Origin of the sequence: Exiguobacterium acetylicum, assembly GCF_019890935.1 — a bacterium.
Classification (GTDB): Bacteria; Bacillota; Bacilli; order Exiguobacteriales; family Exiguobacteriaceae; genus Exiguobacterium_A; species Exiguobacterium_A abrahamii.
Map to the genome: position 1 here is coordinate 227205 of NZ_CP082333.1, position 12583 is coordinate 239787.

General features: G+C 47.6%; 14 protein-coding genes. 6 read left to right on the forward strand and 8 right to left on the reverse strand.

The features are described 5' to 3' along the window. Entirely contained in the window at positions 1 to 1662 is a 1662-nt protein-coding gene (locus tag K7G97_RS01295; protein ID WP_223041153.1) for a glycerol-3-phosphate dehydrogenase/oxidase, read from the reverse strand. A 32-nt stretch (positions 1663 to 1694) separates the two neighbouring features. Next, a complete protein-coding gene (locus tag K7G97_RS01300; protein WP_223041154.1) occupies positions 1695 to 2663 on the reverse strand; it encodes a Gfo/Idh/MocA family oxidoreductase in 969 nt (322 codons plus the stop codon). Between the two features lie 57 nt (positions 2664 to 2720). Here K7G97_RS01300 and K7G97_RS01305 point away from each other — a divergent pair, with 57 nt between their 5' ends. The 3 genes from K7G97_RS01305 (at position 2721) to K7G97_RS01315 (ending at position 4484) form a co-directional block, all read left to right on the forward strand. Continuing rightward, positions 2721 to 2987 carry a DUF5327 family protein gene (locus K7G97_RS01305; protein ID WP_058265458.1) on the forward strand — a complete coding sequence of 89 codons (267 nt, stop codon included), beginning with the start codon at positions 2721 to 2723 and terminating at the stop codon, positions 2985 to 2987. Positions 2988 to 3047: 60 nt separating this feature from the next. Then, positions 3048 to 3698 carry an SDR family NAD(P)-dependent oxidoreductase gene (locus K7G97_RS01310; RefSeq protein ID WP_029343173.1) on the forward strand — a complete coding sequence of 217 codons (651 nt, stop codon included), beginning with the start codon at positions 3048 to 3050 and terminating at the stop codon, positions 3696 to 3698. A gap of 90 nt (positions 3699 to 3788) precedes the next feature. Then, on the forward strand, positions 3789 to 4484 hold the full coding sequence (locus K7G97_RS01315) for a thermonuclease family protein (protein WP_262415779.1): 696 nt from the start codon (positions 3789 to 3791) through the stop codon (positions 4482 to 4484). A gap of 41 nt (positions 4485 to 4525) precedes the next feature. On the opposite strand, the gene K7G97_RS01320 is transcribed toward K7G97_RS01315, so the two are convergent. From K7G97_RS01320 to K7G97_RS01335, 4 genes are all read right to left on the reverse strand, one after another. Further along, positions 4526 to 5503, reverse strand: a complete 978-nt coding sequence (locus K7G97_RS01320; RefSeq protein ID WP_029343175.1) for a cation diffusion facilitator family transporter — start codon at positions 5501 to 5503, stop codon at positions 4526 to 4528. 32 nt (positions 5504 to 5535) lie between these two features. Next, entirely contained in the window at positions 5536 to 6321 is a 786-nt protein-coding gene (locus K7G97_RS01325; RefSeq protein ID WP_223041156.1) for a glucose 1-dehydrogenase, read from the reverse strand. Between the two features lie 17 nt (positions 6322 to 6338). Further along, on the reverse strand, positions 6339 to 7190 hold the full coding sequence (locus tag K7G97_RS01330; RefSeq protein WP_223041964.1) for a GRP family sugar transporter: 852 nt from the start codon (positions 7188 to 7190) through the stop codon (positions 6339 to 6341). A gap of 142 nt (positions 7191 to 7332) precedes the next feature. After that, positions 7333 to 8961 carry an ABC1 kinase family protein gene (locus K7G97_RS01335; RefSeq protein WP_223041157.1) on the reverse strand — a complete coding sequence of 543 codons (1629 nt, stop codon included), beginning with the start codon at positions 8959 to 8961 and terminating at the stop codon, positions 7333 to 7335. A 165-nt stretch (positions 8962 to 9126) separates the two neighbouring features. On the opposite strand from K7G97_RS01335, the gene K7G97_RS01340 reads away from it, so the two are divergent. After that, positions 9127 to 9732 (forward strand): trimeric intracellular cation channel family protein, encoded by a 606-nt coding sequence (locus K7G97_RS01340; RefSeq protein ID WP_023466752.1) that lies wholly within the window; start codon positions 9127 to 9129, stop codon positions 9730 to 9732. A gap of 2 nt (positions 9733 to 9734) precedes the next feature. Continuing rightward, positions 9735 to 10103, forward strand: coding sequence for a DUF423 domain-containing protein (locus K7G97_RS01345; protein WP_023466753.1), 369 nt, complete (start codon positions 9735 to 9737; stop codon positions 10101 to 10103). A gap of 98 nt (positions 10104 to 10201) precedes the next feature. Here the strand turns inward: K7G97_RS01345 and K7G97_RS01350 are convergent, their stop codons facing one another. Together K7G97_RS01350 and hemQ are read right to left on the reverse strand one after the other, a co-directional pair. Next, positions 10202 to 10351 (reverse strand): hypothetical protein, encoded by a 150-nt coding sequence (locus tag K7G97_RS01350; protein WP_023466754.1) that lies wholly within the window; start codon positions 10349 to 10351, stop codon positions 10202 to 10204. 92 nt (positions 10352 to 10443) lie between these two features. Beyond that, positions 10444 to 11220, reverse strand: coding sequence for a hydrogen peroxide-dependent heme synthase (gene hemQ, locus K7G97_RS01355; RefSeq protein WP_023466755.1), 777 nt, complete (start codon positions 11218 to 11220; stop codon positions 10444 to 10446). Positions 11221 to 11565: 345 nt separating this feature from the next. Between hemQ and pta the strand changes: the two genes are divergently transcribed. Next, positions 11566 to 12552, forward strand: coding sequence for a phosphate acetyltransferase (gene pta, locus K7G97_RS01360; RefSeq protein WP_035399200.1), 987 nt, complete (start codon positions 11566 to 11568; stop codon positions 12550 to 12552). Positions 12553 to 12583: the final 31 nt, after the last annotated feature.

Consider the following 12583-nt stretch of genomic DNA (forward strand, 5'->3'; position numbering starts at 1 on the left):
TTATGAAAGTGGAACAGGTCCTTTGACGCGGACCGCATCAAATTCACGACGAATGCTTTCATTGGCTCTCGCTTCATCTTCTGCCGACCAGCCGAGTTCGCTACGCATCAAGGCGAGAACACCATCTGCGTACTGTTCAGCGTGAGGGAAATCAAAGAAGACGGCCGAGGCACGACGGTTCAAGAAGTCGCCAGGTTGCATGACGAGCTCAGCTTCTAATCCATATAGAAGAGCACCGAACCAGTGTAACGGTAATTGATAACGAGCTGCCTCGTCGCCACGTGTCCGAATCAACTCGTAGACACGTTCGACGTTCGTACCGTAACGTTGGATGAGCCATGTCGCCTCATTCGGTGACAATCCGAGTGCTTCTCCTTTTGGTTGTTGCTCCTTCAAGTAGCGGGCAAATCCTTTACTTCCTTGTGGATGACCACCACCAAGCAAGATATCGTGCGTACGGGAAGCGAGGTAAATTCGATTTTCTTCTGTCTTGAATTGGTCTGCGACCATATCAATGATTCGTTCTGCCATCTTCCGGTACCCGGTCAACTTCCCACCAGCGATTGACATCAGCCCGGATTTCGAGACGAAGATCTCATCTTTTCGGGACAGTTCACTTGGGTCCTTTCCATCTTCATGAATGAGTGGACGTAGCCCGGACCATGTCGATTCGACGTGTTCAGGTCGTAACTCGACGTTGAACATTTGATTTGTCGCCTCTAGAATATAGTCCTGATCCTCGACGGTGACACCCGGCTCAAGAATATCTCCTTTATAGTTCGTGTCAGTCGTTCCGACATAGGTTTTCCCTTCGCGTGGAATCGCAAAGATCATCCGACCATCTGGAACGTCGAAATAAACAGCCTGTTGGAGTGGGAAATGCGCTTGATCGATGACGAGATGAATCCCTTTCGTCAGGTGGAGCGATTTCCCAGCTTTCGAACCATCTTTTTCACGTAGTTCGTCGACCCACGGACCGGTTGCATTGATGATTTTCTTCGCCCGAATCGTATACGTTTTGTCACTTAAGACGTCACGGACTTCGACACCGACAACTTTTCCATTGTGGTAGACAAGCGATTCAGCCTTCGTATAGTTGACGGCACGTCCACCGTAACCAACGGCTGCCTTTAAGACTTCGACTGTCAATCGGGCATCATCCGTTTTATATTCGACATAACGACCACCACCGACTAAGTGTTCCGAACGTAATAGTGGCTCGTAACGTAATGTTTCTTCTTTACTGAGCATCGTCCGGCGTTCCTTGCGTTTGACGCCTGCGAGCTGGTCATAGACGCGTAAGCCGATCGATGTCGAGAAGCTGCCGAACGTTCCGCCTTCGACGAGTGGAAGCATCATCCACTCTGGCGTCGTCACGTGTGGGGCGTTCTCATACACGATGGCACGTTCTTTTCCGACTTCGGCAACAAGTTTGATTTCGAACTGCTTCAGATAACGCAATCCACCATGGACGAGTTTCGTCGATCGGCTCGATGTCCCTTCGGCGAAGTCCTGCATCTCAATCAATCCTGTCCGCATGCCTCGACTTTGTGCGTCAAGCAAAATACCGGCTCCCGTGATACCGCCCCCGATGACGAGCACGTCTAAAAGTTCTTGTCCCATCTCTTCTAACCAAGCTGTCCGTTCCGTACTTGAAAACATCTTGTCTTCCCCCTGTTCGTCTGAATGGATAGTTAGTCTACTTCTATCCATGTACCCGATTTTGCACTTTTTTGAGCACGATCAATGATTTTCATGACGAGTTCAGCCTGTTTCGGAGAGACAGGTGGGATTGTCCGTTTACGAATGGCTGGGGCGAGGTCTGTATAATAGTCCCCAAATTGACCGGAGACAAAAGGAAAGTTTTCAAGGGGACCGTTTGCTTCAGCCAATTGATACGTCGCGCGTTTCGTATCGACTTCATCGACGAAATAGCTAGCCTTTGTTCCGTGTACCATAAGCGAAGGACCGACAGCCGGAACGATGGAGCCGATGTGCAAAATAGCGCGTCGTGTGCCGAAGGCTAAAATCAGATGTGTGTAGTCATCGACAATTCCACCTTGTCGTTGAATCGTTTGATCACAAAAGACGCGATCTGGTACTGCATTGAAGGCGACGAGTGCTTGATCGATCAAGTGTGATCCAAGATCGTACAAGAGACCAGCACCGGGTACGTCCTGTTCGCGCCAACGATCCTCAACGTCTGGACGATAGCGATCATAATGCGCTTCGAACGTTTGGAGGGTGCCGAGACGTCCGGATTCGAGTAAGGTCATCAGCGTTCGAAAGTCCTTCGTATACCGACGATTATGATAAACTGTCAGTAACCGATCGTGTACACGTGCTAGTTCTGTCAACGTTTCGGCTTCTTCGAGCGTGACAGTGAACGGTTTCTCGACGAGTACATCACAGCCCGATAGCAAAGCGAGGCGCGCAAGGGGATAATGTAGTTCATTTGCTGTCGCGATGACGACTAAATCGATCTGTTCTTTAGCGAGCAGGGCTTCAAGTGTCGAATAAACAGGTAGCGTCGCGTCATAAGAAGCGACGGCTTCCGGACGACTCGACTGAACAGCGACTAACTGATAATCAGGTGCGTGTAAATAAGGAGCATGTAAATGTTCACCGGCAATACCAAAACCAACTAAAGCGGTACGAATCATGGAAAACACATCCTTTTCAAGTTCATACCCTCAATCTACCATAAGGAGGAATACAAGATGATTACGGAACAACACATCATCGAAAAGATGCGTCAAGCGATGCAACGCATTGAGCAAACGACAGGAGCCGCGCAGAAAGAGCAGATTGCAGCAATGAAGGCGTACTGTGAACTATTACTTGAATCTGAGGCAACATCAAGTTCAACGATATCGCTACCTACGTCAACACCTCAGGCAACACCAACAGTCGATCCGATGTTAGCGCGTTTCATGGGTGTTTCGCAGGAGAAAGAAGAAAAAGGCACTTCATTGCTCGATTTTTGAATGAAATGACGCGATTCAGGGAATAACCATCACAGTTGAAACGAGAAGGGGAGATACGTCATGAAAACAGTAATCGTCATCGGAGCAGGACCAGGAAACGGATATGAAATCAGTAAACGATTCGGACAAGAAGGTTTTCAAGTCGTTTGTGCGGCGCGGACGCAAGAAACACTCGCAGCCGTCATCACGGAACTAAAAGAAGCGGGCGTGGAAGCGGTCGGAGTGGAATGTGATGCTTCACGAAAAGCTGATATCGCATCCCTCATCGAATGGACAGAGGAGCAATACGGACAAGTCGATGTCTTAGTCTACAATGCTTCGATTTTACATCAAGCGTCTGTCCTTGAAGTCTCGGCAGAACAGATTACGAAAGAGTTCGAAATCGATGTTCTCGGTGCACTGCATGCCGCACAACTCGTTGCGCCGTCGATGCAAGAACGGAAAGACGGCGCCATCCTGATTACTGGAGGCGGCGCTGCGATGCAAGCAATCAAATCGTTACCAGGGCTTTCAATCGGGAAGGCAGGCGTTCGCCAAGTGACGCATATGTTACACGATACGTTGAAGGAAGACGGTGTCTACGTCGGAACCGTCACGATTGCCGGGGAAGTGAAGCGTGGAACGGCACTTGATCCGAAAAATGTAGCGGAAGCGTTCTATCAACTTTATACGAACCGAAATGAAGTCGAAACGGTTCTTTCAGCAGACTAATGAATAAACAAGATAGCGTATGCGGGTTCGGGCTTTGACCGAATCCGTATTTTCATGGAAAGGAGCGAAACAGAAGTGAGACGATACGCCATGATGAGTCTACTTTTTCTATTCGTTCTCATCGGTTGTGCACCAGAGGAGACAGACTTGCTTGGCATCAAGCAACCGGATGACGAGAAGGTTACAAAGGCGACGGTCGAGCGCGTCATTGATGGAGATACGTTAAAAGTAAAGTTGGCGGATGGGAAAACGGAGGACGTTCGTTTACTGCTCGTTGATACACCGGAAACCGTCAAACCGAATACACCGATTCAACCATATGGAACGGAAGCTTCAGCATTTACGAAAGAGACCTTACCGAGCGGGACAGCGATTCGGTTGGAGCGTGATCATTCCCGTACTGATCGATACGGAAGATTACTCGCATACGTCTGGTACGGCGACAAGATGTTGAATCAGGAGTTACTTCGAAAAGGACTCGCGCGTGTAGCGTTCGTCTATGAGCCGGACACACGTTATGTCGATATGTTCGAACAGATTGAACAGGAAGCCAAGCAGGCGAAGAAAAAGATTTGGGAGCACGATGGCTACGTCACGAATCGTGGCTTCGACGCTCAAGCGATTACAGAAACGAAATCCTGCGACATCAAAGGCAACATCAATCGGTCGGGTAAAAAAATCTACCATGTACCGGGAGGTCAGTCCTACGATGAAGTGAAGCCAGAGCAACGGTTCTGTACGGAAAAAGAAGCAGAAGAAGCCGGATTCGTTCGCGCTGCACGCTGATAAGCGCACACAAAAAGCCATCGATTTCGATGGCTTTTTGTTTATTCTACAGGTGGTGAGGGAGATTGATACTGCTGTACTTTATCATCTTCATCAAAGGAGATCGTGACATCGGTGACCCCTTTAAGAATTCGAATTTGTAGCTCCAGTCGATCCTTGATGTCGTCCGCTTGGGCAATCGTTAAGTTAGGATCCACTTCAATCTCTGTCTCGACATGGAAGTGATCGCCTTCTTTGATGACTTCAAGCTTTTCAATATCACGAACCGCTTCATCACGTAATAGGATTTCACCGATTTTAGCAGTCAATACTTCATCAATCTCACCGAGTGCACCGGCAGCATTTTGAATAAAGACATTATAAACGACGTAGAACATCATCAGACCAATCAAAATCGATGCAATGCCCTCTGCTTGATAAAACGATGTGTAATGCGAAATCAGAACGGCGATGATCGCGATGATACCACCGAGAGTCGCAACAAGGTCTTCCATGAAGACAAGGCGTGTCGCTGGTTTTGCCTGCCCAAGATGGGTGAAGCTTTGTCCGACAAGCGTCAATCCTCGGGATTTAAGCCCGGTTTCATGAGCAATCTCGATCATTGCTTTATAAAAGACGCCGACTTCGAGGACGACACCAATTCCAAGTGCCGTCAAAATGATCCAAAGCCCAGTCGTCTCTTCGCCAGGACCGTGTGTGATATGCAAGATGCCTTCACGAATCGTCTCATACGCAAGGAGGGCGACGACGATGATTGCAGCAAGTAACACGAGGTTAACAAGCCGACCGAATCCGTTCGGGAATCGTTTCGTTGGTGCTTTTTTACTGAGAGCAGAACCGATATAGACGAAAAACTGATTCGCCGCGTCACCGATCGTATGCATCATTTCAGCGAACATTGCAACGTTCCCGGTCAAGATATAAGCGACGAACTTGATGATAGCAATGATCGTGTTGACGACAGCAGCAGCAAGTGCTGACTTATTACCGCGACGGATCAATGAGAAAAAAGTGGCCATGAGCGGTTCTCTCCTTGTCTATTCAAAATAGGTTAACCGCGTCCTGCTTGGAACGATGGATAAAGTGTCATCCCGCCGTCCGCAAAGAGTGTGATACCAGTGACATAACTCGCTTCGTCCGACGCAAGCCATGCGGCAACGGCTGAAATCTCCTCGGGTTTTCCGATATTGCCCATTGGAATCATGCTCTCGACTTCTTTTCGTTGTTCTGGATCTTCGAATTTTTCAGCGTTAATTGGTGTATTGATCGCACCAGGTCCAATCGCATTGACCCGAATTCCTTTTGGTGCATATTCCATCGCAAGCGTTTGTGTCATCAATTTGACGCCACCTTTACTCGCGGCGTAGTGAACAAACGTCGGCCATGGAATGATTTCATGCACGCTCGACATATTGATGATACTGCCTTTGACATCATGTTTGACGAAGTACTTCAGAGCTTCTCGCGCCCCGAGGAAAGCCCCTGTTAAGTTGACGTCGATGACTTTTTGCCAATCTTCGAGTGACATCTCATGGGATGCTGACGGCATTTCGATTCCCGCATTATTGACGAAAACGTCCAATTGACCAAAATGATCAACAGTCTCCTTGACGAGGTTGATCATATCGTCTTCCTTCGAAACATCCCCTTGGATTGTAATGGCTTCGCCGCCCTGTTCTTGAATCGATTCAGCGATTTTTTTCGCTTCTTCCGGATGACTGCGATAGTTGATGACGACACGCATACCTTCTTCTGCATAACGACGAACGATGGCTTCACCGATTCCCATTGATCCACCTGTTACGATGGCTACTTTTCCCTTTAAACTTTCATACATGATGCTTCACTCCTTCATTATTGTTTCGTAAATCCGATCATGATTCCGCCGGCAACGACTAAAATACAACCGATGATGACGAAGGTCATTTCTTTCTTTGTCTTCGTCTCTTTTAGTAAGAGGACACCGCCAATCGTTGAGATGACGACCCCAGTTTGAGATAAGGAGAAGCTCGTTGCGACTCCGACTTTTGCTGTGGCAAACAGTAAAGCGACGTTCCCGACAGCCCACATGAGTCCACCGATAGTATTGCCCGCTGTTTTCTTTGTAAAGAGATCTCCTTCTCGTAAAGAAAGCAGAATCGCACTCACGACCATCCCGACAGCTTGTGGTAAGACTGCTTCCCATCCGTTGATATCGAACCAACGGGCAATGACGACGTAGCCGACATACCCGACAGTCGAGATGAGGAGGAGCGTCAGTCCTTTTCCGATATTCTCATCTTGTTTACTCTTATCTTCCTTGTAAGACGTGAAAGCTGCTCCGGCAATGATCAATACAAGGGCACCGATTCCGAGAATCAACGCAGTTGTCGTTGACCACTCTCCAAAAGCGAGAACACCGAACAACGATGTTCCGACGAGTTGCATCCCTGTTGAGATTGGCATCGTCTTTGAGACACCCATTTGACGGAATGCGGCAAATTGATTTTTTTGACCGAGCGCCCAGAAGGCACCAGAAAAGAATCCGGCGACCCAAGCAGTCGTCGACATCTCTGGGCTGACAAAAAAGAAGGTGACGATCGCGAAAAGCAATGCACCCAGAGTCGTACCGATAATTTGTTGCGCCGTTGAACCTCCGATTTTCGAGACGACGAGCGGCAACGATCCCCACATTAATGCAGGAACGATGGCAATTAAAATATCAATCAAGTGTTTCACCTCTCCTTACTGTTATCTCTCTACTTGAAGCTGTACCCCGCGAGACGCGAGGAAAAACCTCGAAGCGCGAAGAGGAATTATTCTGAAATAAAAAAACGTCCACCGAAGTGGACGCATATTGTCGTTCTATTTAACGAAACGGTTCATCAGCGATCCGGACGATTTGTCGTCCGATCCGTCGACCATTCCATAATGCGATGACGGCGATCGTCAAGGAAATGCCCATGACGTCGTACTGCGTAAAATAATAGCCGAGATAACTAAAAGGCAGACTGATGATCCCGACGAGTGAACTCGTCCACTGCCGGATTTTGAGTGACTCGATATTCGCGACACGAGAGAACTTTTGTTGCTCCATGATCCGCCAACGTGTCGGTTCGCTGAGAGCGTCGTTGACAAGACGCGGGAAGGCGAGCAATCGCGCACCGTAAGAGCCGGCAATCTGGAGGTAACGATTTTGGTTTTTTCCTTCATCATCGAGCCAACGCCGAACCATTGGTTTGGCTAACTCGAGTAGGTTGATTTGCGGTGAAAGAATCTGAAGAATCCCAAGAATCGTCGAGGCAGCACGACCGAAGAAAGCAAACTCGGCAGGGAGCTGGATCGGTTCGTTTCGGACGAGCAATTCGATATCGGATAAGACCTTCTCAATCAGTTTCGTATCGACGTTTTCCATATCACTCTCGAGATAGAACGTGACCGCTTTTTCAATTGCTTGTCGGATGTTTTGCTTATTCGCATTCGGCAACAGGAATCGTAAATCTTCGAGACCATCGACGATTGCATCATAATCTAATGTGACGAAGGATTGGAGGATTCGTTGAATCGCTCGCATGTCATCAGGCGTTGTCGCTCCAATCATCCCAAAATCAAGCAAGACGATTTTGCCGTCAGACTGGACGAGGACGTTGCCCGGGTGTGGGTCGGCGTGAAATTTCCCGCCGAACAGTAATTGCTCACCAGCGTTCAAGAAGAGATTACGCGCTAGTTCGTCACGATCAATCTGATGTTCCGCTAAATAATCGAGATCGGTGATACGTGTCCCGTCAATCCATTCCATGACGAGCACACGATTCGTACAATGTTCTTCATAATAACTCGGAATATAGATGACAGGATTCGTCTCATACATTTTTTTAAAGTAGAAACCGTTTTTTAATTCAGTTCGGTAATTCAATTCATCACCGATGACGAAGACCATTTGGCGATACAGACTTTGTAAATCAGTCGATTTGTTTAATGAAGTCCGGCGTAACATGGCAATGACGATGCGCATGGCACGGAAATCGGTTTTGATGATTTGTTCGATGTTCGGTCGCTGAACTTTGATCGCAACTTTTTTACCATTTGATTTTAAGGTTCCGCTGTACACCTCACCAATCGAGGCAGAAGCGACAGGACGGGAACTGATATCCGAGATGATCTCTTCGATCGGCATCCCCCAATCCTCTTCGATGATCTTTCGTGACTCACCGAGTTTGCTAGAAGGAACTTTATCGACGAGTTCGGTCAGTTCCATCAAGACGGATGGAGGAAATAGATCGGCTCGAATCGATAAGAACTGACCGAGCTTGATCAGCAACCCTTCTAACCGTAATGCTTTTTTCTTATAGTCACGCGCAATCCGGATCATGATGCGCTCAAACTCTTCGTTGTTCGTACCTGGCCGGTTTTTCCGGGTGAATCGATAGATCGTAAAGATGTAACGTGCGAACATCGTCACGATGACGACGATGCGATAAAGCGCCCAACGTTTCATACGGTCACCTAGCTTCCTGTACAGTTTGTTTCAGTATAGGTTACTTTACCTAAAAACGTCACTCGCAAACGGTCGAAACGGTGACAGAAAATTAATGCTTTACGGAAACTAAAAAGAGAGTATAGTAAGTATTGGAATTTCTTTGTAGAAAGGTGAAATGTGCGCATGTCCTGGGACTTATTGAATATCATCGGCACGGTCGCTTTTGCGATGAGTGGTGCGATTGTTGCGATGGAAGAAAAATATGATTTATTCGGTGTCTGGTTACTTGCTTTGATCACAGCATTCGGCGGTGGTGCCATTCGTAATTTACTGATTGGTGTACCGGTATCCGCTCTCTGGTCGCAAGGTGGTCTCTTTTTAGTCGCGATTCTCGTTGCGTTGTTGATCTTCATGTTGCCCCAGTTGTTCTTGCCGCACTGGACACGTTGGGGCGTCCTCGCGGATGCGCTCGGATTGTCTGCGTTTGCGATTCAAGGTGCTTTGATGGCGACAGCAAAAGGACTGCCATTGTCAGCAACGATTTCGGCTGCTGTACTGACTGGTGTTGGTGGTGGAGTGATTCGCGATTTACTCGCTGGTCGGAAACCACTCGTCTTGCATAAAGAGATCTATGCGATGTGGGCCGTCATGGCAGCACTTGTGATTGATCGTTTCCAATTGACGAATCCTCTACATTTGTTCACATTGCTCGGACTCATCACTGTTTTACGTATGCTATCGTATTATTATGAATGGAATTTACCAGCACGACGGTTAGGGGGAGAATAAGCATGAAAGTTTTCATTATGATTGGCGCGATCTCGATGATGTTATCGGTCGCACTCGGTGCATTCGGTGCACACGCCTTAAAAGATATGTTGACGGAACGGATGCTCGCGAACTGGCAGACAGGCGTACTTTACCAGATGGTACACTCGCTCGGTATCCTAGCACTCGGGGGACTCTTATTAAAAGCATCGATCCCGCAATGGTCATTGGCTGCATGGCTGATGCTTGCCGGAATCGTCTTCTTCTCCGGTAGTCTGTACGTCATGGCATTGACGAACGTAACAAAACTGGGAGCTATCACACCGATTGGTGGCGTCTTATTCATCGCTGCATGGATCTTTGTCGCGATTGGTGCCTACAAAGGCTTATGAGGATTGACCGTTTTTCTTCCGTCATGAAGAAGAACGGTCTTTTTTTTATACGAAAAACGCCTACTCGCGATGGAGTAGGCGTAGGTATCAAAACGAATTCATCGTTTTGTCGTTTGAGTTTTGTTTAGCTTCGATAATGCTTGCTCATAGCGATCCAGTACGCGATCTGCAACCGGTTTCAGCTCTTTTGAAAGCACAGCGAATTGCAATTCACGCGACCGTGTCGATCGGTTCATAGCATTCCCCATGGTAATTCCTCCTTACGTCATTCAACTTACTGTTTTATAGCCGCAAGGAGTATATTCCCATGAGATATTTCAATCAAACGTCATTCAACACATTAAAGTGCAAAATGAGTATTTAATTGTTCACTTTCGAGACGGTTCCCGATGAAGAACTCACCAAACTCACCGTACTTCGCGCTGACTTCGTCAAAACGCATTTCATAGACGATTTTCTTGAACTGGAGAATGTCGTCTGAGAAGAGCGTAACGCCCCATTCCCAATCGTCAAATCCAGTTGATCCACCGATGATTTGCTGAATTTTCCCAGCATAACTTCGACCGATCATACCGTGACGATACATGAGCTCTTTTCGTTTCTCCATTGAGAGCGTGTACCAGTTGTCGCCATCGCGACGTGACTTGCTCATCGGATAGAAGCAGATGTGCTTCGCTTGCGGCAAGATTGGATAGAGACGATCACGCACGTAAGGGTTCTCGTATGGGTTTCCTTCGCCTGAACCACGGTACGTACCGAGTTCGACGACAGAGACGTAAGAATACGTCGGGATCAAGTAATCATAGAGATCAAGTTTCTGCATTTTGACTTCGACGTCTTGAATTTGTTCCATCGTTGGACGAAGAACCATCAAGACGAGATCGGCTTTTTGACCGATGATCGTGTAAAGTGCGTGGCTTCCGTCTTTTGCCGCTTCGACACCAGAAAGCTCTGAGAGGAAAGCTTGGAATTCTTCAATCATGCGCGCACGGTCTGTCGCGTCGACTTGTTTCAAGCGTGACCAATCGATCCGGCGGAAATCATGTAATGTATACCAGCCGTCGAGTGTTTCAGCGGCTTGTTGCGTAGCAGTCGGTTCAGATGTTTGGTGTTGCATGGGATGACCTCCTGAGTCTGAAATAAATTGTCTTTTTCCATATCCTATCTTATCACATTCTACTGAAACGCTTCGCCCGAAAAGGTCTTTGTCCATGAGATCGTAACACATGAAAAAAGCAGAGAGTGGGTAAAAGGGGAAGTGGAGATTACTTTGCTTGGAAATAGTCTCTGTACCATTCTTAAAAATGACTGTAATAGTCAGTGAATATGGCTTCAGTGCTTTTGTTAGATAACTTTTTTGCAAATTGTTTTAACAACGATTGAGAACTGTGTATAATAAACGATGGAAAAGAAAATCGATCAAATCGACGACGTCGTGTTTACCTAAAAAGGAGAGAAACTCATGCAATTATTCGATATGTTAGAACAAAAGATTAAAGCGCACCAACCAAAAATCGTCTTCCCAGAAGGAATCGACGCGCGTGTTCTTGGCGCAGCTGTCCGTTTGAAGAAAGACGGTCTCGTCACACCGGTCGTCATCGGACCACGTGTACAAATCGAAGAAACAGCAGCAGCGAACGGAATCGATGTCACGGGACTTGATACGATCGATCCTGCTTCTTACGCTGGAATCGATGAGCTTGTCGCATCGTTCGTTGAGCGTCGTAAAGGGAAAGCAACAGAAGAGCAAGCACGTGCTGTCATCTTAAAAGACGTGAACACGTTCGGTACGATGCTCGTTCATACAGGGCAAGCAGAAGGTCTTGTATCGGGTGCGATGCACGCAACAGGCGATACAGTTCGTCCAGCACTTCAAATCATCAAAATGCAAGAAGGCTATAAAAAAACATCAGGCGTCTTCATTATGGTACGTGACGATGAGCAATACGTCTTCGCGGACTGCGCAATCAACATCGCACCAGATGCAAACGATCTAGCAGAGAATGCGATCGCATCTGCGAAAACAGCAAAAACATTCGGGATCGACCCGAAAGTAGCATTGCTCAGCTTCTCGACAAAAGGTTCAGCAAAATCACCAGAGACAGAGCGCGTCGTTGAAGCAACTCGCATTGCTAAAGAACGTGCACCAGAGCTTGCAATCGATGGCGAACTCCAATTCGATGCAGCATTCGTTCCAAGCGTCGCGAAATCAAAAGCACCAGAATCAGATGTCGCAGGTCAAGCGAACGTCTTCATCTTCCCAAGTCTTGAAGCTGGAAACATTGGCTACAAAATCGCACAACGTCTTGGTGGATTCGAAGCAATCGGTCCGATCCTTCAAGGGTTGAACAAACCGGTCAACGATCTTTCACGCGGTTGTAACGAAGAGGATGTTTACAAACTCGCGATCATCACGGCAGCACAAGCGGTCGAAGAACGCCAAGCCTAAGCACGGTGTGAAAAAGTCTTTACTTTTTCGC

Excerpts from the sequence above, each read along its gene's own strand:
- K7G97_RS01295 (WP_223041153.1), bottom strand. The coding sequence starts at position 1,662 with ATGTTTTCAAGTACGGAACGGACAGCTTGGTTAGAAGAGATGGGACAA.
- K7G97_RS01300 (WP_223041154.1), bottom strand. The coding sequence starts at position 2,663 with ATGATTCGTACCGCTTTAGTTGGTTTTGGTATTGCCGGTGAACATTTA.
- K7G97_RS01305 (WP_058265458.1), top strand. The coding sequence starts at position 2,721 with ATGATTACGGAACAACACATCATCGAAAAGATGCGTCAAGCGATGCAA.
- K7G97_RS01310 (WP_029343173.1), top strand. The coding sequence starts at position 3,048 with ATGAAAACAGTAATCGTCATCGGAGCAGGACCAGGAAACGGATATGAA.
- K7G97_RS01315 (WP_262415779.1), top strand. The coding sequence starts at position 3,789 with ATGATGAGTCTACTTTTTCTATTCGTTCTCATCGGTTGTGCACCAGAG.
- K7G97_RS01320 (WP_029343175.1), bottom strand. The coding sequence starts at position 5,503 with ATGGCCACTTTTTTCTCATTGATCCGTCGCGGTAATAAGTCAGCACTT.
- K7G97_RS01325 (WP_223041156.1), bottom strand. The coding sequence starts at position 6,321 with ATGTATGAAAGTTTAAAGGGAAAAGTAGCCATCGTAACAGGTGGATCA.
- K7G97_RS01335 (WP_223041157.1), bottom strand. The coding sequence starts at position 8,961 with ATGAAACGTTGGGCGCTTTATCGCATCGTCGTCATCGTGACGATGTTC.
- K7G97_RS01340 (WP_023466752.1), top strand. The coding sequence starts at position 9,127 with ATGTCCTGGGACTTATTGAATATCATCGGCACGGTCGCTTTTGCGATG.
- K7G97_RS01345 (WP_023466753.1), top strand. The coding sequence starts at position 9,735 with ATGAAAGTTTTCATTATGATTGGCGCGATCTCGATGATGTTATCGGTC.
- K7G97_RS01350 (WP_023466754.1), bottom strand. The coding sequence starts at position 10,351 with ATGGGGAATGCTATGAACCGATCGACACGGTCGCGTGAATTGCAATTC.
- hemQ (WP_023466755.1), bottom strand. The coding sequence starts at position 11,220 with ATGCAACACCAAACATCTGAACCGACTGCTACGCAACAAGCCGCTGAA.
- pta (WP_035399200.1), top strand. The coding sequence starts at position 11,566 with ATGCAATTATTCGATATGTTAGAACAAAAGATTAAAGCGCACCAACCA.